General features: G+C 47.8%; 16 protein-coding genes. 4 read left to right on the forward strand and 12 right to left on the reverse strand.

All coding sequences use genetic code 11. The features are described from left to right. Positions 1-104: 104 nt before the first annotated feature. Both M3080_RS00810 and M3080_RS00815 read right to left on the reverse strand, forming a co-directional pair. On the reverse strand, positions 105-788 hold the full coding sequence (locus M3080_RS00810; protein ID WP_283162509.1) for a nucleotidyltransferase family protein: 684 nt from the start codon (positions 786-788) through the stop codon (positions 105-107). Positions 789-806: 18 nt separating this feature from the next. Next, positions 807-1,817, reverse strand: a complete 1,011-nt coding sequence (locus M3080_RS00815) for an aminoglycoside phosphotransferase family protein (protein WP_249091486.1) — start codon at positions 1,815-1,817, stop codon at positions 807-809. Positions 1,818-1,936: 119 nt separating this feature from the next. On the opposite strand from M3080_RS00815, the gene M3080_RS00820 reads away from it, so the two are divergent. The 3 genes from M3080_RS00820 to rsmA are packed head-to-tail and all read left to right on the forward strand — an operon-like array spanning position 1,937 to position 6,424. Next, on the forward strand, positions 1,937-4,297 hold the full coding sequence (locus M3080_RS00820; protein ID WP_249091487.1) for an LPS-assembly protein LptD: 2,361 nt from the start codon (positions 1,937-1,939) through the stop codon (positions 4,295-4,297). Further along, positions 4,290-5,627 (forward strand): peptidylprolyl isomerase, encoded by a 1,338-nt coding sequence (locus M3080_RS00825; RefSeq protein WP_249091488.1) that lies wholly within the window; start codon positions 4,290-4,292, stop codon positions 5,625-5,627. The genes M3080_RS00820 and M3080_RS00825 overlap by 8 nt, the downstream gene beginning before the upstream one ends. A 14-nt stretch (positions 5,628-5,641) precedes the next feature. After that, positions 5,642-6,424 (forward strand): 16S rRNA (adenine(1518)-N(6)/adenine(1519)-N(6))-dimethyltransferase RsmA, encoded by a 783-nt coding sequence (gene rsmA, locus M3080_RS00830; RefSeq protein ID WP_249091490.1) that lies wholly within the window; start codon positions 5,642-5,644, stop codon positions 6,422-6,424. Here rsmA and M3080_RS00835 read toward each other — a convergent pair. The 7 genes from M3080_RS00835 to M3080_RS00865 form a co-directional block, all read right to left on the reverse strand. Beyond that, positions 6,421-7,272 (reverse strand): M48 family metallopeptidase, encoded by an 852-nt coding sequence (locus M3080_RS00835; RefSeq protein ID WP_249091491.1) that lies wholly within the window; start codon positions 7,270-7,272, stop codon positions 6,421-6,423. The genes rsmA and M3080_RS00835 overlap by 4 nt on opposite strands. A gap of 21 nt (positions 7,273-7,293) precedes the next feature. Then, the gene (locus M3080_RS00840; RefSeq protein WP_249091492.1) at positions 7,294-8,061 is read right to left on the reverse strand and encodes a lysophospholipid acyltransferase family protein; all 768 of its coding nucleotides are present in this window, start codon (positions 8,059-8,061) and stop codon (positions 7,294-7,296) included. Between the two features lie 68 nt (positions 8,062-8,129). Then, on the reverse strand, positions 8,130-10,220 hold the full coding sequence (glyS, locus tag M3080_RS00845; RefSeq protein WP_249091493.1) for a glycine--tRNA ligase subunit beta: 2,091 nt from the start codon (positions 10,218-10,220) through the stop codon (positions 8,130-8,132). Between the two features lie 15 nt (positions 10,221-10,235). After that, a complete protein-coding gene (gene glyQ / locus M3080_RS00850) occupies positions 10,236-11,141 on the reverse strand; it encodes a glycine--tRNA ligase subunit alpha (protein WP_249091494.1) in 906 nt (301 codons plus the stop codon). A gap of 63 nt (positions 11,142-11,204) precedes the next feature. Next, positions 11,205-12,737 carry an apolipoprotein N-acyltransferase gene (gene lnt / locus M3080_RS00855; protein ID WP_249091495.1) on the reverse strand — a complete coding sequence of 511 codons (1,533 nt, stop codon included), beginning with the start codon at positions 12,735-12,737 and terminating at the stop codon, positions 11,205-11,207. A gap of 6 nt (positions 12,738-12,743) precedes the next feature. Then, positions 12,744-13,625, reverse strand: a complete 882-nt coding sequence (locus tag M3080_RS00860) for a CorC family transporter (RefSeq protein WP_022472259.1) — start codon at positions 13,623-13,625, stop codon at positions 12,744-12,746. 218 nt (positions 13,626-13,843) lie between these two features. Beyond that, entirely contained in the window at positions 13,844-15,226 is a 1,383-nt protein-coding gene (locus tag M3080_RS00865) for an ATP-binding protein (protein ID WP_249091496.1), read from the reverse strand. 66 nt (positions 15,227-15,292) lie between these two features. On the opposite strand from M3080_RS00865, the gene M3080_RS00870 reads away from it, so the two are divergent. After that, the gene (locus M3080_RS00870) at positions 15,293-20,269 is read left to right on the forward strand and encodes a RecQ family ATP-dependent DNA helicase (RefSeq protein WP_249091497.1); all 4,977 of its coding nucleotides are present in this window, start codon (positions 15,293-15,295) and stop codon (positions 20,267-20,269) included. A 22-nt stretch (positions 20,270-20,291) separates the two neighbouring features. On the opposite strand, the gene ybeY is transcribed toward M3080_RS00870, so the two are convergent. Genes ybeY through miaB form a run of 3 tightly spaced genes read right to left on the reverse strand, consistent with a single transcriptional unit; the run spans position 20,292 to position 23,112 of the window. Further along, the gene (gene ybeY / locus M3080_RS00875) at positions 20,292-20,774 is read right to left on the reverse strand and encodes an rRNA maturation RNase YbeY (protein ID WP_249091498.1); all 483 of its coding nucleotides are present in this window, start codon (positions 20,772-20,774) and stop codon (positions 20,292-20,294) included. 1 nt (position 20,775) lies between these two features. Next, on the reverse strand, positions 20,776-21,774 hold the full coding sequence (locus tag M3080_RS00880) for a PhoH family protein (RefSeq protein ID WP_249091499.1): 999 nt from the start codon (positions 21,772-21,774) through the stop codon (positions 20,776-20,778). Positions 21,775-21,783: 9 nt separating this feature from the next. After that, a complete protein-coding gene (miaB, locus tag M3080_RS00885) occupies positions 21,784-23,112 on the reverse strand; it encodes a tRNA (N6-isopentenyl adenosine(37)-C2)-methylthiotransferase MiaB (protein WP_346429216.1) in 1,329 nt (442 codons plus the stop codon). Between the last annotated feature and the right edge of the window lie 63 nt (positions 23,113-23,175).

Consider the following 23,175-nt stretch of genomic DNA (forward strand, 5'->3'; position numbering starts at 1 on the left):
TCATTTTTTGAGCAACATTTCCGATTTTTCTGATTCAAAACAAACTATCCGTAGAAAAATAGTCATCCAAATTCAATATATTGTGCTTTAAAAATAAAGAGTCTCTATTTTGAGAATTTCTGTCCCAAAGCTTCGAGCGCCTGAGGTGTTCCGACATTTTCCCAAAAACCAGTATAGACCTCCCCGCTCACGCGGCCGGCTTCAATGAATTGATCCAACCAGGGGAAAAGTTTGGCAAAAACAATCGGGACGTCGCGGAAAATTCGGGGCGAAAAAAGACCAATGCTTGAGTAGGTATACGTCCGAGCGTTTCTCGTCACAAGGCCATTGACCAACCCCATGTCGCCTTCAGGATGAAAATCCGGATTGGGCACCAAAATCAAATGAGCATCCAACTGTCCTTCGCGGATTCGTTGAGCGGGTTTATCTAATAGAGCGGAAAAATCAAAGTCCGTTGCAATGTCACCCGCCACCACAATAAAAGGCTCGTCCCCTTCACTTAAAAGAGGAAGAGCTTTGGCGATGCCTCCGAGCGTCTCGAGCGACTCATCGTATGTTTGACCCTCAACGGAATAGTGAATATCAGCCCCCCGATAATGTGTCCCCAGAGCCGGCAAAAATGTTTCTGACAAATGAGCTGTATTGATCACTATTTGATTAACACCGGCTCGAACCAAACCGTCAACGGACCAATCGATAAGACGCCTGTCACCAGCCTTTAGTAATGGCTTTGGCAATTGATCGGTTAGGGGCCGCATGCGCTTGCCGCGGCCTGCAGCCAAAATCATCGCTCGCACAACCGACTCCTAGAAGGTGTAGCCATACTGAGGCACACTGTCTTCAATCTGGTCAACCAAGAAAAGAAGCGCCTTTAATTCATCATAACGGTGTGCTGTCTGACGAACGTAATTGATGAAACGCGGAGTATCGGCCAAGTATTTGGACTTATTGTCGCGATAATTTAAGCGCGCAAAAATGCCCAAAATCTTCAAATGGCGCTGCAATCCCATCCACTCGACATCCTTCCAGAAAACACCGAAATCCTGCGGCACGGGAATGCAGGCCTGACGAGCTTTTTCCCAATAGCGAATAGTCATGTCAATGACAAAAGTTTCACCCCAGCTGATGAAAGCGTCACGCAAAAGAGAGGCAATGTCGTAAGAAACAGGACCATAGAGCGCATCCTGATAATCAAGGATGCCCGGGCCGCCTTCGGGCACTACCATTAAGTTGCGGGGCATATAGTCGCGGTGCACAAATACTTTGGCTTGAGAGAGATTGTTTTGCAAAATTCGTTCAAAGCACACTTTGAGCAAAGCGCTTTGACGTTCATCCAAAGTCTTGTTGCGATGCTTGGCGATGTACCACTCGGGGAATAAATTCAATTCACGCGTAAGCGTTGCCCGGTCATACTCGGGTAAAACACCCGGTTCTGAAATACTTTGCCATCTCACAAGCGCGTCAATGGCTTCTGTCATCAATTCCCGTGCATTGTCTTCATTGAGAACATCCAAATAAGTCTTGTGGCCTAAATCACTTAATAATAAGAAACCTTGCTCGGGATTTTGCTCGTAGATATGCGGTACGGTGAGCGCGGCCTTCTCAAAAAGAGAAGTCACTCGGATAAAGGGACGAACATCTTCATGAGCGGGCGGCGCATCCATCACAATGAAGGTTTTACCGTTTTGATCGGCTACACGAAAATAGCTTCTAAAGCCTGCGTCTGAACTGGCCGGAGCCTCGCTTTCAACGTTTAAAGCGTACTTGGAAGCGATACCGGACAACCACTCGCGGCGCTCATTTTGACGATCCGTCATGTCTTTCCCCATTTTTCTTTCACTTTGATGGGCGAAATTATGACACGGAGAGCGAAGAGCGCCAAGCGCTTCGGCTATAATGGGCGAGTACTGTTTGACGAACCTAATTCATTCATTTCATGTCGGATTTTTCCAAAAACCCTTCGAAAGGGCTGCCCGCACTCAAAATCCTGAGTGTGGCGTGTGCGCTTGCCTGCGCAACTTACGCCCATGCACAAACCACGGATGGCGTTCGCCTGAGAACGGCAGGTTCACTTGATGACTCCCCACAAGTTGTTAACGAAAACAGCGCCAGTTTCATTTCGGCTGACCGAATGGAAACCACGGATGACCAGATTGTGCTCTCGGGCGACGCGGAAGTTCGTCGCGCCGGGACGGTCATTCGAGGCGACAACATTACCTACACGCAGTCGACTGACACGGTGGATGTGAAAGGAAACGCTGTGGTCACTCGTGCCGGTGCCCGTTTTGCTGGCCCCGAACTCAATTACCAAATTGAAACTGAAACGGGTGAAATGCAGGACGCAACCTATGAGTACGCCGCTCGCCGCATCCAGGGAAAAACAAAGTACGCACGATTTGAAAGCGGTCAGTCCACACAATTGCGCGAAGCCACGCTTTCAACCTGCAAACCCGGCAGCAAAGCCTGGTGGATTGAAGCCGACACGCTCACGATTGATGAAACCAACAACATGGCCACCGCCCATGATGTGAGTTTTCACTTGGCGGGGCTTCCCGTCTTAGGTACGCCTTATGCTTTCTTCCCTGTGGGCACTGACCGTCAAAGCGGTCTTCTGACTCCCACCGTTGGCATGAGTTCCGATTTGGGATTTGACTATGCGCAACCTATCTATTGGAACATCGCGCCGAACTACGACTACACATTCACGCCTCGCATTATGGGTAAGCGCGGCATCATGCTCGGCAATGAATTCCGATTCTTAACGGAAAACATGGGCGGCACCCTCACCTATGATTGGGTACCTGACGACCGCCATGAAGACAGAAGCCGCTACGGGGCTCGAGTAGACGCCTGGGCCAAATGGAATAATTTCCACTTTGATGTGGATTACAACCGCGCAAGCGACGGTGACTTCTTAAACGACTTCTCCAGTAACCTCAGCGAAGGCGACAACGCCATCTTGCCGCAGGACTTTTCCGCCAAGTACAGCAAGGATTTCTGGACGGCCTCTTTGAGTGTGCGTAAAAACCAAGTCCTCGAACGTGATCATCACGATCCGGTGGACCGCCCGTATGAGAAAGTTCCAGAATTTAGCTGGAACGCCTACTACGCAGACTTCTACGGTTTTGAAATTTCAAGCACTTTGGAAGCCACCCGCTTTAAGCACCGCGACAAAGACTTTAAGCCTGAGGGCGATCGCTTCTACATGAACCACTCCATCGCTTATCCGATGAGAGGCTCTTATTGGTTCTTCACGCCCAAGGCCATGTTGACCGGTGTTTCCTATAACCTCACGGGACTCAACAACCTTGATCGCGATTTCCGAAACACCGTGGGTTATGAAAAGAATTCCCACTTTGTGGTGCCGACATTTAGTTTGGATACGGGCTTGATCTTTGAGCGAGAAGCCTCTTGGTTCGGTCAGGATGCCACTCAAACATTTGAGCCCAGACTCTTTTACGTCTACACCCCGTATCGTGACCAAAGCAAGATGCCGGTGTTTGACAGCTCCTACATGGATTTAAGTTTCGGCAGCTTTTTCATGGAAAATGCCTTCACGGGTCATGACCGAGTCTCTGAAGCCAATCAGGTGTCGCTTATCTTGACGTCTCGTTACTTGGATCGCAAATCCGGTCAAGAGTTATTCAGCGCCTCTATCGGCCAGCGTTACTATTTCTCCGATCAAGAGGTTGCCTTAAATCGCTACACCATTGATGACTGGTACAAGTATCGCAACGGTACTCGCAGTATTGAAGGTATCAACAAAGAGAGCCGCAGTGACTACCTCGGTAACATCACGGCTCATTTAACGAAGAATATTGTGGCTTCGACAACGGCTCAATACTCAACAAGCGAAGATCGCTTCACGCGTATTAATGCCGGCATCCGTTGGCAGCCGAAGCCTTCTGCGGTGGTGGGACTTTATTACCGCTATGACGATCTTCCGACCACTATCGAAGAAGACCGCATCAAACAAATCGACTTGGGTGTTCAGTGGCCGCTTACCAATTCACTCTACGGTCTTGCACGCTACAATTACGCGCTTGATGAAAGTAAGCCTGTTGAAATGCTGGCCGGTGTTGAATACGTCGCCGATTGCTGGGCTTTGCGCCTAGTCGGTCAACGCACACTCGATAGCGAAGACAGGTACGATACGACCTTCTTCATCCAATTGGAATTGACGGGCTTGGGCTCTATCGGCTCTGACCCGATCGAAGAACTGCGCCGTGCCATCCCGGGCTATCGGCCTACGACAGACCAACCCGGTGCAGCCGGACTTTATGACTATTATGAATAAGATGAAATACCTGGCGCTGCTTGCCGCCTTTTCCGCAAGCGTATGTGTGGCTCAAACCGCTAGCACCAAGACGGCCACCTCTGAGCCGCAGGTTCTCAATGCCGTGGTCGCGGTTGTAAATAACGACGTGATCACCACGGGGGAACTCGCCGAGCGTGCTCACTCGGCCGCATTGAACCTCAGACGTCAGAAGATTCAATTGCCTCCGATGCCTCAGCTGCGCGCTCAGGTTCTTGAGCAACTCATTTTAGAGCGCGCCATCTCCCAGCGTGCCCGTGAAACCGGTATTCGTGTTGATGACGGCGTTGTCAATGCCACTATTGAACAAATCGCCGCACAAAACAAAATTACCGTTGCCGAATTGCGCCGCCGCTTGTCACTCGATGGGGTGACATTCCCGCAATTTAGAGAAGAAATTCGCTCCCAGATTGTGGCTCAACGCTTGCGTGAACGCGAAGTCGATGAAGAAATTAAGATTCCTGAAAGTGAAATCGATGCGTTCTTAGCCGATCAAGCGGGCTACAACATCAACGATACGATTGAGTACAACATTTCACACATCTGGATTCCGACCTCTGACGGCATGAGCACCGAAGAGCTCAACAACGCCCGCGATACAGCCGAAGACATTTTGGATCGTGCCCGTGACGGAGAAGACTTCGGACAGCTCGCCGCCTCTTTCTCTAGAGCGCCTGATGCTTTGGATGGCGGCAACCTTGGTTGGAGAACGCTGTCACAAATGCCGACAGCCCTTTCCACCGCTGTTCGTGAAGCCAGACAGAATTCGTCTAAGATCGCCATGAATGTCAGCTCCGACGGCTACTACATCGTCAAGGTCAATGACCGTCGCGATGGTGTTCAAACGAAACTCGCCGGCGGCCCGGTTACCCAGACACACGTTCGCCACATCCTGATGGCCGTGACCCCGGTGACCGATGAAGCAACCGTTTTAAACCGCTTAAACGACATTCGTAAGCGTTTGGTGCAAAACAAAGAAGACTTCGCCACCCTCGCCCGTTTGCATTCCGTGGACGGTTCCGCCACACGCGGCGGTGACTTAGGTTGGGTACAGCCCGGCGATACGGTTCCTCCTTTTGAAGAAGCCATGCATCGTTTGCAGCCCGGCGAAATCAGTCAACCGATTAAGACTCAATACGGCTACCACATTATCCAAGTGCTCGATCGCCGTGAAGAAGCGATGAACGCCGAGCGCATGCGCTACATGGCCCGTCAAATTCTTCGTCAAAGAAAATTGGCTGAAGCCACGGCCACTTGGCAGCGTGAATTGCGTGACCGCGCCTACGTTGAAATTCGCCGCGACGAACTCTAAAGGACTTGGGAAACATGCAAAACGGATTAGCCGGGCATCGTGCTCGTAAACGCTTCGGACAGAACTTCCTGCACGATGAGCATTGGATTGAGCGCATTGCGCGCACCATTGATGCCAAGCCCGGCGAAACCGTTGTCGAAATTGGTCCGGGCCAGGCAGCGCTTACCCGCAAAATGATTGCAGATGCTGGGCACGCCACGGCTATTGAAATTGACCGCGATTTAGCGGCCTGGTTAAAAGAAACTTTCCCCGAAACGCTGACATTGATTGAAGCGGATGCTTTGAAATTGGATTGGAATAAAGTTCATCCGGGAAAAGCACTGCGCATTGTCGGCAATCTCCCCTACAACATTTCCAGCCCCCTGCTTTTTCATCTGATGACAGTGGCCGATCGTGTGATAGACCAACACTTCATGCTTCAAAAAGAAGTGGTTGATCGCATGGTGGCTACGCCCGGCAGCAAAGTATACGGACGACTCTCTGTTATGCTGCAGTACCGCTACCGTATGCAGAAAATGTTTGATGTGCCACCCGGCGCCTTCACCCCAGCCCCTAAGGTGACGAGCTCCATTGTGCGCATGGTTCCTAGGAAAGTAGACGAACTCTTGCCGGTGGATCTTGAGCGCTTTGCCGTCATTGTAGCGGCGGCCTTTAATCAGCGCAGAAAAACACTTCGCAATGCTTTGGCAAAACTTCTGACCGAAGAAGATATTAAAAAGGCAGGCGTTGATCCTGCCCTTCGAGCCGAAGCGCTTGATGTTGAAGCTTTTGTGAGATTAGCTCGCATCAATGCTTAAAAGGGCAGCGTCGGCATATAGACGCCCTTTAAAGCCCGGCGAGCACTTTCGTAGTTCGGATAAATTTCTCCCACTCGCTTCCAAAAGCGTGCACTGTGATTCATTTCATCCAGATGAGCCAATTCGTGCACAATCACATAATCAATTAAAGTCGGCGCCAAATGAATCAGTCGCCAGTTAAGTCTGATGCGCCGATCCGAACTACAAGAGCCCCAACGTCCTTTGGCGCTCGATAAACCCCAGCCGCTATAGCTGACCAAAGCGCGATCGGCGATAACCTTTATCCGCCCTCCCAAATAACGCTCTGCTTCCTTTTTAAACCACACCTGAACCCAATCCTTGACACGATCCTCTTCAGTGTCTTTCGCGGCATTCACAATCAGTTCTCGCTCTGTCTTTCCTTCGGACAAAAATACACTTCGTGCCGCGGGCTCAAGGCGCAACCTCAAAGGCTCTCCCAAATAAGGCAATTGGGCTCCATCAACAAAGTGCACGGTTTGCATTCCCAACTCTTTTTGCCAATTACCAAACTCGGTGAGTTTTTTCTGAATCCAGCCCTCTTTTTCCTGAAGTATTCTTTCGATTTCAGCCACCGACACCCATCTTGGCGCCCGAACCGTTACGCCCCGTTCATCCACAATAAAGCCCACCGTTTTTCTTTTGGCGCGCTCTAAGTGGTAAGAAAAAACAGGGGTCAGATCGAAACCCTTTTTCTCACCGATGGGCTGGGAATGCATTTGAGAAAGAACATCGGGAATACTCGGCTGCGATTTAAGTGTGTCAACCGAATGCGTATCTTTTTCCGTCTCATCACCATGCGTGAAAAAATCAAATGCCAGTTGTCTCACAATGTTTGTCCCAACAGTCAATCAGGCTTGCGTTTTCCCGTCAAACTCACTGGTTGCCTTGTTCCCGTAAACCACGGGTGAAATCACATGCATTTCGCCCTCGATCCAATTGACAAGCTCGGCCTGCACCTCTTCAAAGCCACGCCCTTCGGTCTTAATCATAGGGCCCACAGAGACCGTGATTAAGCCGGGCTTTTTCGAAATAGAATTGCGCGGCCAGCATTCGCCGGAATTCAAAGCAATCGGAATAATCGGTGTCGAAGTGGCCACGGCAAAGCGAGCGCCTCCTGACTTATAGTGCGTCTTGACACCGGGCGCTGTACGGGTGCCTTCTGGAAACATCGCCAACCACCAGCCCCGCTTCATGAAATCCTTTCCTTGATTCATGAATTGCTCATAGGCTCGAGAACCCTTTTTACGGTCAATGGCCATCATATGTAAGGTCGCCAAAGCCTGGCCAAAAACAGGCACGTAATGCAGTTCTTTTTTATAAACGAAACTTGCCTGGTGGGGAATTAAGGACGCCAATGCAAAGATATCCCAAGCGGATTGGTGCTTGGAGAGAACCAAGACAGATGTGCCGTCTGAGGGGAAGTTTTCTGTTCCCTTGAATTGATACCGCATCCCGCAAATTATTTCCCCCATTTTGAGCATAAACCGTGCCCAACTGACGGCTAACTGATAGCGCAGGGAAACGGAGGCCGGATACAAAATGATCAAGGCGATTGCCAAAGGAATCAGCGTAATCGCCAAAACAATGTAATAAATCCAACCGCGGATTGTTGACATATTTCTTCCCCAATACAGCAAAAGGCCCCGCTTACGGAGCCTTTCGCCTTAATACATTTCAGAATGTACTACTTTGCCAAACGAGAAAGCTCGGCCACCATGTTCATTGTACGATGCAAACGCAATAAGAGGGCCAAACGATTGGCTCGTACTTGAGCATCCTCTACATTGACCATGACATCTTCAAAGAAGCGGTCAACCGGCGCCTTCATCGGAGCCAAGCTCTTCAAAAGCTCGGTGTAGCGGCAAGCTTCATAATCAGCCTTGGCACGCGGTTCAGCTTCGCAAAGCGCGGCATAGAGCGCTTTTTCAGCCTCAGAGTCAAATAGCGCAGCATCCACGACATCGGTTTGCGGAGCGCTCTTTTTAATAATGTTGCCGATTCGCTTATTGGCGGCAGCCAAAGCTTCCGCTTCAGGCAATTGAGCAAATGCACGAACGGCTTCCAAGCGGGCCGGCACATCCAACACCATCGTGGGATGCGTGGCCAACACGGCATCAACTTCCTGAGCGCTGTAACCCTTGTCTTTAAACATCACACGGATGCGGTCTTCAAAGAAGGCTAAGAGCTCGCTTCTTGCGTCTTGAATGTTAGCAACCGACTTCATCGCTTCGTAGCCGATGTCGACCAAATCCGTAATCGCCACATTCAAGCGCTTTTCGATGAGCATACGAAGCACACCCAAGGCATGACGGCGCAGGGCAAACGGATCCTTGTCACCGGTGGGCATTTGACCGATACCGAAAAGACCGGAAAGGGTTTCCAATTTATCGGCCAAGGCCACAGCCAAGCTCACAGGCGTTGACGGCAGGGCGTCGCCAGCAAAGCGCGGCTGATAGTGTTCACGAATGGCAAGCGCCACATCTTTAGATTCTCCGTCATGCAAGGCATAGTATTCACCCATAATGCCTTGAAGTTCCGGGAATTCACCCACCATTTGCGTTAAGAGGTCAACTTTGGCCAATTGAGCGGCTCGCACCGCTTCTTCACGGTTAGCACCAATCAGATCCGCAACCTTCGCGGCAATAGCCTTGACGCGTTCAACACGTTCGGCTTGCGTACCCAACTTATTGTGATAAACCACGTTCTTTAAAAGCGGAATACGGCTTTCTAACGTTTGCAAGCGGTCTTGATCATAGAAGAACTTCGCATCGGCCAAGCGGGCACGCACCACGCGGGCATTACCGGCACTGATTTCCACACCGCCATCCTTGGCTTCCAATTGAGAAACCAAGAAGAAACGGTTCATCAAGCGGCCCTTTTCATCCTGTACGGCAAAATACTTTTGATTTTGCTGCATGGTAAGAATCAAGCACTCTTGAGGCACCTTCAAAAATTCTTCTTCAAAGCTGGACTGGTAGATAACCGGCCATTCGGTCAACGCCGTCACTTCGTCGATCAAATCTTCAGGCATGATCGCTTCGCCGCCGATGGCGCGGGCCCCTTCGACCACATCGTGGACAATCTTTTCACGACGCTTGGCAAAAGAAGGCATCACCTTGGCTTCGGTCATCATTTGATCTTCGTAACCGTCGGCCGAGCGCAAAGAAATGAGCTCATGCGTGTGGAAGCGGTGACCGCTAGTCAAGCGATCCGCCTTTAAGCCCAAAAGCGTCACAGGCACTACGTCTTCGCCATAAAGAGCAACCAAGTGCTTGGCCGGGCGAACAAAAGAAACCGTCGTCGTGCCATCGGCCAACTGATAGTGCATCACTTTCGGAATCGGAAGATTAAAGGCTGCGGCATCCAGTGCCGTTTGCAAACCATGAACCAATTCCACACCGGGACGGATGCCTTCGTAAAAGAGTTGTTCGTTTTTGCCGTCATTGACGCGCTTTAAGCTCTTTACATCGGCAACGATTCCCAACGCCTTCATCTTCTTTTCAAGAGCGGGGGTGGGATTGCCGTCAGCATCCAAACCCACCTTCACAGGAACGAGCTTTTGCTTAAAGGCTTCATCGGGCGACTTGGCTAAAACCCCTGTCACCAACGCGGCCAAACGGCGCGGAGAACCATAAACAGTTGTTTGGCTCCCCTCTTCCAAAAAGTGTTGAGAGGCTAAGCTCTTCGTTAAGTTTTGCGCAAACGCTTCGGAGAGTTTCTTGAGTGCCTTCGGCGGCAACTCTTCGGTTTGCAATTCCACTAACAAACTGGTCATTTTTTCACTTGCCTCTTAGGAATTCTTTTTCAACATCGGGAAGCCCAAACGTTCACGGGCATCATAGTAGCTCTGAGCCACGGCACGGCTGATCGTACGAATACGAGCAATGTAGGCAGCGCGTTCGGTCACGCTGATGGCGCCGCGCGCGTCCAAAAGATTAAAGGTGTGGCCGGCTTTAAGCACCATTTCATAGGCAGGCAGCGCCAAATTCAAATCCATCATGCGCTTGGCTTCGCCTTCGAAATAATCGAACTGCTTCAAAAGCTTTTCAGGATCGCTGGCTTCAAAGTTGTAGTGGCTTTGTTCCACTTCGTTTTGATGGAACACGTCACCGTAGGTCAGCGTGCGGGTTGAACCGTCCGCATCTTGCCAACGGGTATAAACCAAATCAAAGACGTTGTCGCAGTTTTGCAGATACATCGTCAAGCGTTCAAGCCCGTAGGTGATTTCACCGGTGATGGGCTTACATTCCAAACCGCCCACTTGTTGGAAGTACGTAAATTGCGTCACTTCCATGCCGTTCATCCAGATTTCCCAACCCAGACCCCAGGCACCGAGCGTCGGGTTTTCCCAGTTATCTTCCACAAAACGAATATCGTTGATTTCAGTGTCGACACCCAAAGCGCGGAGACTGCCCAAATACAAATCCACAATATTCGTGGGGGCAGGCTTTAACACCACTTGGAATTGATGGTGTTGGTGCAAGCGGTTGGGGTTTTCGCCATAACGAGCATCTTTCGGACGACGGGAGGGCTGCACATAAGCGGCGCGCCACGGCTCCGGTCCCAAAGCCCTTAAAAAGGTCGCCGTGTGCGAAGTACCGGCCCCCACTTCCATATCAATCGGTTGCAAAAGCGCGCAACCTTGTTGATTCCAATACTGCTGCAAACGCAGGATGACTTCCTGAAATGTAATCATCGGTCCAATCCAAAAATTGAGAAATCGGTTAAGGGATTATCCAATCCCGAAAATTTTTTAATTTTAGCCCTTTTGAAGCCGTTTTTCGGCGAATGTACAGATAAAAGCGGCAATCAACATCAAAAAGGCAAGAATGACAGCCGGCCAGTCACCCCATTTAACATAGGGAGTGGCTTCTCCTTTCATCGTTGTCACGGTTACGTCCATCGTGGCATCAATGTCCGTCGCCAAGCGCTTCACAACAACGCCATACGCATCCACATAAGCGGTTTCGCCGCTATTGGTCACGCTCAAAAGCGGTCGCGCGGTTTCAAGCGCACGCATCTGAGAAATCTGTAAATGCTGACTGGCGGCCTTTACTGGTCCAAACCACTTCAAATTTGAAAGGTTAATGAGAAGTTCGGGCGAAGCATGATCCCAAGCCCGAATCCATTCGCTGCCAAATAAGTTTTCGTAGCAAAGGTTCACCGCCACACTGTGGCCTGCGAAATTCATTGCCAATTGTGATTCGTTACCCGGTTGCAAATCCGTCATCGGGATGCGCATCGCATCAATAAACCAACGGAATCCCCATGGAACGAACTCACCAAACGGAACTAAATGATGCTTTTGATAAAGGGACAGATCCCCCTTTTCATCCAGCGCAATCGCCGCGTTGCTGTATTGTCCGTCAGAGAGCCAAAACGCATTAAAAAGCAGGGACTTTTTCTCTGACTTCACCCATTGAAGAAGTCTTTCTTTTTGATCATTCGGAAACTGCTGCCACGCTAACGGATAGGCAGACTCAGGGAGAATCACCGCGTCCACCGAAGCCTTTTCCACTTTGACGTTATCCAAGTAAAAATACATTTCGTCAAAGCGTTCACTCATTGACTGCTGCAAAAGGCGCGGCTCTAAATTGGGTTGCACCAAGCGAACGGTCATCTCTCCCGAAGGTTCGCTCCAAACGATTTGTTTGCCTGCCATCGACAAAAGCAATACAGAGAAAATCGTGATGCCGCAGGCTGCCACATAAATCCACTTCCCTTTAAGCGCCCAAATAGCTCCAATTAAGCCAGCGATCCACACAAGGCCCAGGAGCACACCAAAGCTTCCGATAAAAGGAGCTAAACCAGCAAGCGGCCAATCGACGATCGCATAGGCGGGATTAAGCCACGGGAAACCCGTAAGCAACCATCCGCGCACCCACTCCAATAACGTAAAGGCAGCGGGAAGAGCCAGCGCCATACGAACAATAGGGTTGGAGACAAACTTAACCACTAACGCAAAGGCAACGGTTGGAAAAAGCGCCAGGGCTAAAGAAAAGACGCAGGTGGTCACATAGGTCCATTCCAGTGGCATATAGCCATAGTGGTACATGCTGTAATAGACCCAGCTGATGCCGGTCACAAACCAACCGAAACCGAAAGCCATCCCCCAAAGCACGGCATGCGAGACTTTTTCCGTAACGCCCACGATATAGAAAATCAAAATGAGGGCGGCTAACGCAAATAAGGGGGTGTTGGCCGGCGCAAAGGCGCTCGCAAGCGACGCACCGCTTGCTAAACTCAAGCCCAGCCGATAAACATAGTATTTTTTCTCAGGGGATAACAGCATCACGTTTTATTCTTCTTTTGTAGCGGCTTCCTGCGCGGGCACTTTTTCGACTTTCAAAAGTCTGACTTGACGTTCATCGGCGCGCAACACGGTAAAGCGGAAGCCCTCAATGACAATTGTCTCGCCGACCTTGGGCATATGTTCCAAGCGGTCAGCAATCAATCCGCCAATCGTTTCGCAGTGACAATCTTCATCCGTATTGATTTCAGTGGAGAAGAATTCGTTGAATTGTTCAATTTCAGTGAGCGCCTTCACACGCCAGCATCCGTGCTTGGTGTCTTCCAAGATGTTATCGGCATCCTCATCGACTTCGTCGAATTCATCATCGATTTCACCCACGATTTGCTCGAGCACATCTTCAATGGTGATCAACCCAGAGACGCTGCCGAATTCATCGACCACAATGGCCATATGATTGCGCTCGAGTTTGAAGTCGCGCAAAAGATCATTTAACGGCATGCTCTCCGGAATAAATTTAGCCGGGCGCAGATGCTCACGGGCTTTAAAGGTCGGATCAATCAAGACGCGCAAAATGGTCTTGGCATGCAAAATGCCGATCACGTTGTCACGGTCATCATCCAAAATGACTGGGAAACGCGAGTGACCAGCTTCGATCATCCGAGGCAACCAAACGTCCTTACTTTCACTTAAATCTACAATCTGCATCTGAGAGCGGGGCACCATTAGGTCACACGCTCTCAGGTTGGAAAACTGCATGACGCCTTCCATCATCTTCAGAGCGGAATCGTCAATGAGCTTTTGTTCGTTGGCTTCGTGAAGCGTGTCGATAAAGTCTTCACGCGTGGGAGTATGAAAAACGCCTGAGAGGCGCTCAAAGAATGTGCGGTGTTTGGAAGCTCCCGCTTTAAGCGGTGGTTCTGTACTCATGTATTTTCAGTGAATTAAACAACAAGAAATTTAATGTTATCAGGGATTTCGCCTTCTTGCACAGCACTGCCAACGCTATTGCCCGTCGGCAACAAATACACAAACTTACAAGCCTTTTTCTTATTGAGCTTTAGAAAACAATCCTTTGACGTGACAATTTGAATTTAATACCCATACAAAAATCCTCAGTTGACTGAGGATTTTTGACATTCTGCTGACTAAAAGTCATTAAGCATATCCTTTGGGGATAAGCCCAAAAACATTTTTTCCCAGTTTTTAAACTCATTATGAGCGTTTAAAAAAGTCTCCGATTTCATGCGTAGGCGAAGTTCATCGTATTTTTTTGCGTTGGTTTTAACTTCTGCAAACAAGACACGCTTTTTTAAGCGATCCAGCGCTACCAGATCAATTTCGTTTTCGCCACGACGATCCCACCAGCCTCCTACAGGGTTCCAATCTCCGCTTTCCAACAGTCTCTGCCGAAACCAGTCTTCAAGCGTTCGACCTAAATAAGTTGGTAGCGCCTTTTGTGTCGATTCGATCAAAGCTGGCCACTGTTGTAATTCCATTCGAGCCTGACTTTCTTCATCACACAAAAAAGTTAACCAAAAGCGAATATAAGGATCCTTTATTCGATAGCGGGTTAACCTTGAATTCTTCTCTTCAAGAAAGGGATTGACTCGAGAAACCAGACCAAAAAGAGTTTCCAAACGGTTAAGGTACGGAGAAATATCTGTGTCAATCCCATTTTGAAGTTCTGTTCGCTTGCTTCGCCCTGAAATAAGCTCTTTTAAAATTTCGTGATAAACGGGGGCCGAAAAGCGAAATTCATTTGCCAACATTGTTTGGCCTTCAGCACGCAGCCACGATCCTCTTTCCGAATAAAGAAATTGAAGCATTTCTTTTTCGGTCAATGCCCCGGCGTCCACCAAAAGCTCCACATAACGAGCCACGCCTCCTGTGAGCGCATAAAAGAGCAATAAATCTTTTTTCGTACCTTGTGGGCGATAATCCTCAAAAATTTGCCCCATCAGAGACGTATTAAACGGACGGATCGTCATCAACTGGTCTGCACGACCAAAAAGAGGCTCACTATGGCTACCAAAGATTCTTTCCATGGCCGATTGAATGGATCCGCTCATAATAAGAAGAAGTTGAGCGCCTGACTTTCCCAAATCCCACACACGTTGTAATTCAGACCAAAAATTCTCTGCCTGTTTCTCAAGCGCCTGGCATTCATCTAAAACCAAAACCAAGGGTTGAGTTTTGGAACACTCCAACAACCAGCCAATAGCATCAGCTAATTTGGATAACGCAGGCGGAAACCGAATCGATAAATGTTCAGAAGCCATTGCCACTAATGATCGAGTCATTGCCTCTTCACTACTCATCCCCGTCACAAAATAATATAAAAAGGGGGCATGAATATCTTGAAACGCTTTTTGAATAAGAGTGGTTTTGCCAATGCGTCGTCGCCCTGTCACCACTACCATGCGAGCGACTTTCGTTGCTTGAGTGGTCTGGAATTGCCAACGCAAGGAATCCATTTCTTCTTGACGGCCGTAGAACTTCATTTTCTGCTCTCTTAAACTCTTTTTCATAAATTATACAAATTTTGTAGCTAAAAACTTTGTAGCTACAAATTTTGTAGAAATTTAGAATTCAAGATGAGTTCTTCCTTTCTATCAACTGTCAATCAGCTAATCCTCTACAATAAAACATTATCGGTTCGCTATTTTTTGCAAACCATGGACAAGTGTGTTGTATTTTTTGATTGCGAGTTTGCCAAGGCTGACCAGCGACTCTACGATGCAGGCGCCATCTCAACTGATGGGGCAGTCTTTCACGGCGCGGAAGTTTCTAAATTTCGGGACTTTCTTGAGCGGGCCGATATACTGTGCGGTCATAATATTCTCGCCCATGACTTAAAACTTCTTAAGTCGCTTTTTAGTTCTTCCCTTAGTAGTCTTTTTCAAAAAATACTGGTCAAGCCTTTTGGCCACAAAAAGACTCCGCTAAAAATTGACACTCTTTACCTTTCTGCACTGCTTTTTCCTAAAAAGCCATACCACCGTTTGGTTAAAGATGAAAAGCTCATTACAGAGGAGCTTTGTAATCCCGTCAATGACGCTCAGAAATGTCAAACACTTTTTCTCGAAAGTGTTGAAACATTCCGTGCACTCCCCGCTTTTATGCAGGTTATTTTCTATGGGCTATTAAACAAACAGGAAGCTTTTGAGGGATTTTTTGACTATCTCGGTTATCACACGGATTTTCAAAATTTAGCACCCTTCATTAAGGACCACTTTGAAGGAAAAATTTGCTCTCATGCAGACATTGAAACTCTGGTTAAAGAAAGGCCTTTAGAGTTAGCCTTCTGTCTGTCACTCATTAATACCGATGATAAAACATCAATATTTCCGGCTTGGGTCTTAAAAAACTTCCCCTCTGTTGAGGCAATCTTTAAACAACTGCGTTTCACACCATGCGCGCAAGGGTGCTCCTATTGCCACACGCACCTTAACGTTCGTCAGGCTCTGAAACGCTTTTTTGGCTTTGATGAGTTTAGGACCTATAACGGCGAACCGCTACAAGAAAAAGCCGCCGATGCTGCCGTGCACGCAGAGTCATTGCTGGCTATTTTCCCCACCGGAGGCGGAAAATCACTGACCTTTCAATTGCCCGCCTTAATGGCCGGTGACGCCTGCCACGGATTAACCGTCGTATTAAGCCCACTTCAGTCTCTCATGAAAGACCAAGTGGACCATTTGGTAGCTGCGGGAATTTCTGATGCAGTCACCATCAACGGACTATTGGATCCGATTGAACGAGCGCAAAACTTTGACCAAATTTATAACGGCAACGCCAGCCTTTTGTATGTATCGCCCGAACAATTACGTTCGCGTACTCTGGAAAAAGCACTTCTTTCCCGCCATATCGAGCGCTTTGTCATTGATGAAGCGCACTGTTTTTCTGCCTGGGGGCACGATTTCCGTGTGGATTATCTCTACATCGGAGACTTCATCCGAGAATTACAGGAGAAAAAAGGCGGCATACGTATTCCGGTGTCATGCTTTACCGCAACAGCAAAACAAAAGGTCGTACAAGATATCCGAGACTACTTCAAAGAGAAGCTTGACCTTGATTTAAAACTCTACGTTTCACAGGCCGCTCGAGAAAATCTGCACTATTCTGTCTGGCATGTAGAAGATGATGATAAAAAGTATGCCAAGTTAAGGGAGTTGATCGAACAGAAAAGCTGTCCGACGATTGTTTACGTCTCAAGGGTGGATGCAACCGAAGAATTAGCCCAGCGTCTCAATAAAGATGGATTTAGTGCTTTGCCTTATAACGGCAAAATGGCATCTGAAGACAAAACAAAGAACCAAGAGGCTTTTTTAAGCGATCAAGTCAGAATTATGGTGGCCACCAATGCCTTCGGCATGGGGGTGGATAAAAAAGATGTCGGCCTTGTCATCCACTATGACATCTCCTCGTCTCTTGAAAACTATGTACAAGAAGCGGGACGAGCTGGACGTGATCCTGCGCTCTCAGCTGAATGTCACATTCTCTTTAATGAAAATGATCTCAATAAACACTTCCTTCTTCTGAATCAAACGAAACTGAGCATGAGTGAAATTCAGCAAGTTTGGAAGGCCATCAAAGATCACACCAAACGAGGCCCCAGGCTGACATGCTCTGCATTGGAATTAGCCCGTTGGGCAGGATGGGATCGAGAGTCTCATGAGTTGGAAACCGGCATTAAAACCGCCTTGGCCACATTGGAGCTTGCGGGCTACATCAAACGTGGACAAAATGTTCCTCATATTTACGCGACAAGCTTAAAAGTCGCAAGCGTGATAGAAGCCAACTCCAAAATTGATGCCTGCCCACTTTTTACAAATGACACAGACCGACAAGTCGCTAAACGTATTATTGGCTCGCTTATCTCAAGTCACTCAATCGCTCAGGCTGGTAACGATGAAGCAGAATCCCGAGTAGATTATCTGGCAGACCGTTTGGGGATTGAAAAAGGCGAAATCATTCGCATCATCAGTCTCTTGAAAGAAGGTGACTTACTGCGTGATGATATGGATATGTCGGCTTATATCTTTAAGTCTGACACCGAAAAGAAATCATTTAATGTCCTTAGGAATTTCACGGCTCTGGAACAATTCCTCATCACCGAACTTTCTCCCTTTACTGATGAGCGTACCCACAATCTCAAAGAGTTAAATGCCAAAGCGCAGGAAGCGGGCTTATCGTCCAGTATTAAGAAAATTCGAACAATCTTTTATTACTGGAAGATCAAAAGCTTTTTTGAAAAGATTACTAATTGCGGCAATAACCACATCAAGTTCACCACCAATGAGAAAACAAAACAATTAGCCGACGCATGCTTGGCTCGTGCAATGCTTTGCGACTTCATTTTGAAAGAGCTTTTTGAGCGTGCCTCTGAACAAAAGTCTGAAAAAGATCAGCAGGATCGACTGGCCGTTAATTTCTCTGTCATTTCACTTCAAAAAAAGTATTGTCAAACAAGCGGCCTTTTTGAAAATAAAGCTACGCAAAAAGCCGTCGAAGATGCGCTGCTCTATCTATCCAAAATTGATGCGCTTCGAATTGAAGGCGGATTTTTAGTCCTTTATAACGGCCTCTCCATTACCCGTCTTGAATTGAGTAACCTCAGAAAATATAAGCGATCAGACTATCAACAACTTGACGATTACTATGAACAGAAAATTCAACAAATTCATATCGTCGGGCAATTTGCCAACTTGATGTTGAAAAACTACGACGCCGCCTTGCAGTACGTACACGATTACTTTTACGTGGACTACCGAGCTTTCATCAATAAATATTTCAAAGACAATAAAGCGGATCTGTCACGCACCATTACGAAAAAGCTTTATCAAAAACTTTTCGGTTCTTTATCGGAAAAGCAACTTGCAATTATTAACGATCACACATCTCAGCACATTGTGGTTGCGGCTGGCCCCGGAAGCGGCAAGACTCGGGTACTGGTTCATAAATTGGCCGCATTATTGCTCATGGAAGATGTCAAACGGGATCAACTCCTTATGTTGACCTTTTCTCGGGCGGCTGCCACGGAATTTAAACAGCGTCTGATTGATTTGACTCACTCTGCAGCTTTCTATGTCGAAGTAAAGACTTTTCATTCATACTGCTTCGATCTTTTGGGACGACCCGGCACACTGAATGAAGCTGATAATGTCGTTAAAAAAGCCGCTGAAATGATTCGAGAAGGAGACGTAGAACAAGACAAAATTACCAAAAGTGTTCTGGTTATTGATGAAGCCCAAGATATGAGTGAAGACGACTTTGCTCTGGTTGAAGCTCTGATGCAAAGAAATGAAACCATGAGAGTGATTGCCGTTGGCGATGATGATCAGAATATTTATGCTTTCAGGGGATCAGATTCCAAGTTTATGAGAGAACTCCTCTCCAAATATGACGCAATGCAATACGAGCTTACGGAGAATTTTAGAAGCGCTCGTCATATTGTGGACTTTTCCAATGCCTATGCTTCTAGCATCACCACACGAATGAAAACGAAACCAGCTGTTGCTCACCGTGACGTTTCCGGACAAGTGACATTGATTCACCATCATGGGCACCACTTTGAAAAAGCGATTATCGACGAACTCTCAGAGAGCAAAGAAACTAAAGACTGTGCCGTTTTGACTTCCACCAATGAAGAGGCGGCTTTGATTTTTAATGCTCTGCAAAAAGCAGGACTTAATGCCAAACTTATTCAAAGCAGGGGAGACATTCATTTATACAATCTTCTGGAGATTCGCTCATTCTTGGTCTACCTTCAAAAACGCCTTCAAGGAGATCCTATTGTTAGTCGTCGATTATGGAATTTTGCTAAGGTCGCTCTACAGTCTCGATTCCATCAAAGCCGGCTTTTACCCAATTGTCTGCGCCTAATCCAGCTTTTCGAAAGCGTTACGCCAAGAGAAATTTATTTTTCTGATTTTGAAGAGTTTGTTCGCGAGTCTCAACTGGAAGATACGTTTGATAATGATCAGGGGAAAATTTTTGTCTCAACCATCCACAAAGCCAAAGGTCACGAATTTGGTACCGTCCATATGTTTCTTGACAACGTGGTGGATGACACGGATGAAGAGCGACGCAAGTTATATGTCGGCATGACCCGCGCTAAAAATTCACTTTACATCCACCACAGTGGCACACTTTTTGGTTCTATCAAAACGGAAAGTCTTAACCGAATTGAGGACAGAAAGCATTATGACAAGCCCTCCGAGATTGTTTTGAATCTCTCTCTTGCCGACGTTAACTTAGGATTTGTTTCCGGGAAAAAAGAAGAGCTCTGTCAGCTTCGTAGCGGTCAAATTTTATTTCTTAAGAATAAGCTATTTACGACCAAGCTCAATGGCCAAATTTGTGCATGCGCCTTCCTATCAAAGGCATTCCAAGAAAAACTCCTGAGATATCGTCAAATGGGTTATTTCCCTAATCGCGCTGAAATCAATTTTATTGTGGCATGGAACAACAAAGAAACGGGCGAGACTGAAGCGATCGTGCTGCCCAACCTCTACCTGAGCCAAAAAGAAAACAGGCCACTCAGAAAGCGACCTGCCAAACTAAACCGTTAACTCACCCAAGATAAATCTAAATTTATTTTTTGAAGTGAAATTTCTTCTTTTTACCGGTCAGCAAAATCCGGTCTTCATATGGGTTATCAAAGCCAAGCTTTAAAAGCGCGCCGATTTCTTTGTCTTCCATCACATTGGCTTCGTTATATTCCATGTGATCGTAACCATGCGCATGCAACGTCCCGTGAATAAGCAAGTGAGCCAGATGCTCATCAAAGGACTTATTCTGATTTTTAGCCTCTTTAATAAGAACAGGCACACAAATAGCGAGATCTGCAATAGCAACCGGCTCATGCTGATAGTCAAAGGTCAGGACATTCGTTGCGTAATCCTTGTGGCGATATTGAGCGTTCATCTCACGCCCCTCTTCTTCGCCCACAAACATGACGTTTAATTCCGTGTCCCGTTCAATCGCTGCCTTCACCCATTTTTTCATCTTCTTTTTGGAAGGAAGCTTGAATTCGCCGTGCTCAAAAATATTGAGCTTAAGTTTCAATTTGGACATGTTATTCGTTTTCCTCTTTGGCAAGTTTTGCCAAGTGTCTTCGCTCATCAGCCTTAGCGTACGCCTCTACAATGCGCGCGACAAGGGGATGACGCACAACGTCAGAAGCCGTAAAGTAAGTCATTGCGATCCCTCTGACGCCACTTAATACATTTTGAGCTTCGACCAACCCGGAACGCGTTCCTCTGGGCAGGTCAATCTGTGTGACGTCACCCGTAATCACCGCTTTAGAGCCAAACCCAATACGGGTTAAGAACATCTTCATTTGCTCTGGCGTCGTATTTTGCGCTTCATCCAAAATGACAAAAGCGTTGTTAAGCGTGCGACCTCTCATATAGGCCAAAGGCGCAATTTCAATGGTCTGCCTTTCAAGCAAGCGCTGAGTTTTATCAAAACCCAACAAATCAAAAAGCGCATCGTAAAGCGGCCGCAGATAAGGATCAACCTTTTGAGAAAGGTCGCCCGGCAAAAAGCCCAAGCGTTCACCGGCCTCCACCGCGGGGCGCGTCAAAATGATACGTTCCACACGGTCTCGTTCATAAGCGTCCACCGCTGCCGCCACGGCTAAGTACGTTTTACCCGTACCTGCAGGGCCAATCCCAAAGGCAATGTCATTATCCAAAATGGCTTGGATATAGTCATTTTGACGAGGCGTTCTGCCTTGAAGCTCGCGACGCTTCGTGTGCAACACGGGAGACGTGGGTGAATCACCGTCTACTTTTTTAGCGTTTTCTCCGACAAAAAAGAGCTGCACATCATCGGTTGTGAGTTCTTCGGACGAATTTTCCGCACGGTGCGCCAGCGTCTCTAAAGCATTTAGTGCTTCTCGAGCCTTTTCCTGCTCGCCGGCAATTCGGAACTGATTGTTGCGGCGTGAAATGGAGACATCCAAAATCACCTCAATTTGGCGAAGATTGGCGTCCATCGGCCCGACAAGACTTGCCAACGCCGTATTGCTCAAATCCAAATTCAGCGACAATACCTTTTCTTCAAGAGCCATCTTGATTTCTTATACCTTTTCACCCAAAAGTGTGTGGGGATTGACTTCCGTAATCCTGACATTGACCATTGTATCGGTTAATGACTCATCGCCCACAAAATTCACAATACGGTTATTGTCCGTGCGGGCGGCCATCATGCCGCGACCACGCCGAGACGGGCCGATCACTAAAACACGCTGCACGGTTCCCAACATGGATTGAGCAATCTCGGTTGCCTTGGCATCGTTTTTAGCCTGCAAAATCTGAAGGCGCTTGAGTTTAACCTCCTGCGGGGTGTCGTCCTTAAGATAAGCTGCAGGGGTACCGGGACGACGGCTATAAACAAAAGAAAAACTCGCATCAAAACCCACATCGTCCATGAGTTTTAAGGTCGCTTGGAAATCTTCTTCAGTCTCTCCGGGGAAGCCAACAATGATATCCGTTGCAATCGAGATATCGGGACGCACAGCTTTCAAACGTTTAATGATGGACTTGTATTCCAAGACTGTGTAGCCGCGCTTCATGGCGGCAAGAATCTTGTCAGAGCCCGACTGTACAGGCAAATGCACGTGGTTAACCAGTTTGTCAATCTTGCCGTAGGCATCAATTAAGCGCTGCGTGAATTCTTTGGGGTGGGAGGTGGTATAGCGAATGCGCTCAATACCATCAATTTCAGCCACGTATTCCAAGAGCATCGCAAAGTCCGCAATATCTCCATCTGGTGTTAAACCCCGATAGGCATTAACGTTTTGTCCCAAAAGCGTCACTTCTTTGACGCCTTGCGCGGCAAGTTTTGCCACTTCAATTAAAACGTCTGCCATGGGACGGGAGATTTCCTCACCGCGCGTATAAGGCACCACGCAGTAAGAACAATACTTACTGCAGCCTTCCATGATGGAGACAAATGCTGTAGCGCCTCGGGCTTGAGGTTCAGCCAGGTGGTCAAACTTTTCAATTTCGGGGAATCGAATATCCACCTGCGGGCGATGCGTTTCTTCAACCTTTTGAACCATCGCAGGCAACCGATGCAAAGTCTGTGGCCCAAAGACAATATCCACATAGGGAGCACGAGACAAAATCTTTTTGCCTTCTTGGCTTGCGACGCAACCGCCCACAGCGATCAACATATCGTCTTTGTGGGCTTCTTTCTTAGCATCGCGAATGCGTCCCAATTCAGAGAATACTTTCTCCTGAGACTTTTCACGAATGGAGCAGGTGTTTAAAACAACGAGGTCAGCCTCGTCGACTTTTTCTGTACGCTCGTAGCCATTGGCAACCATTAAGTCAACAATTTTTTCAGAGTCGTACTCGTTCATTTGGCAGCCAAAGCTGCGAAGATAAATTTTTTTCGCGGTCACGGTTTACATCCGTTGCACAAAAGAGAATTTGTTCTTTTAAAACAAATTGTTGTTAATCAATAA

It is taken from the genome of Parasutterella secunda, from assembly GCF_023336895.1.
In the GTDB taxonomy this organism is placed as follows: Bacteria; Pseudomonadota; Gammaproteobacteria; order Burkholderiales; family Burkholderiaceae_F; genus Aphodousia; species Aphodousia faecalis.

Coding starts and splice junctions, on each gene's coding strand:
- M3080_RS00810 (WP_283162509.1), bottom strand. CDS start 788: ATGATTTTGGCTGCAGGCCGCGGCAAGCGCATGCGGCCCCTAACCGAT.
- M3080_RS00815 (WP_249091486.1), bottom strand. CDS start 1,817: ATGACGGATCGTCAAAATGAGCGCCGCGAGTGGTTGTCCGGTATCGCT.
- M3080_RS00820 (WP_249091487.1), top strand. CDS start 1,937: ATGTCGGATTTTTCCAAAAACCCTTCGAAAGGGCTGCCCGCACTCAAA.
- M3080_RS00825 (WP_249091488.1), top strand. CDS start 4,290: ATGAATAAGATGAAATACCTGGCGCTGCTTGCCGCCTTTTCCGCAAGC.
- rsmA (WP_249091490.1), top strand. CDS start 5,642: ATGCAAAACGGATTAGCCGGGCATCGTGCTCGTAAACGCTTCGGACAG.
- M3080_RS00840 (WP_249091492.1), bottom strand. CDS start 8,061: ATGTCAACAATCCGCGGTTGGATTTATTACATTGTTTTGGCGATTACG.
- glyS (WP_249091493.1), bottom strand. CDS start 10,220: ATGACCAGTTTGTTAGTGGAATTGCAAACCGAAGAGTTGCCGCCGAAG.
- glyQ (WP_249091494.1), bottom strand. CDS start 11,141: ATGATTACATTTCAGGAAGTCATCCTGCGTTTGCAGCAGTATTGGAAT.
- lnt (WP_249091495.1), bottom strand. CDS start 12,737: ATGCTGTTATCCCCTGAGAAAAAATACTATGTTTATCGGCTGGGCTTG.
- M3080_RS00860 (WP_022472259.1), bottom strand. CDS start 13,625: ATGAGTACAGAACCACCGCTTAAAGCGGGAGCTTCCAAACACCGCACA.
- M3080_RS00865 (WP_249091496.1), bottom strand. CDS start 15,226: ATGAAAAAGAGTTTAAGAGAGCAGAAAATGAAGTTCTACGGCCGTCAA.
- M3080_RS00870 (WP_249091497.1), top strand. CDS start 15,293: ATGAGTTCTTCCTTTCTATCAACTGTCAATCAGCTAATCCTCTACAAT.
- ybeY (WP_249091498.1), bottom strand. CDS start 20,774: ATGTCCAAATTGAAACTTAAGCTCAATATTTTTGAGCACGGCGAATTC.
- M3080_RS00880 (WP_249091499.1), bottom strand. CDS start 21,774: ATGGCTCTTGAAGAAAAGGTATTGTCGCTGAATTTGGATTTGAGCAAT.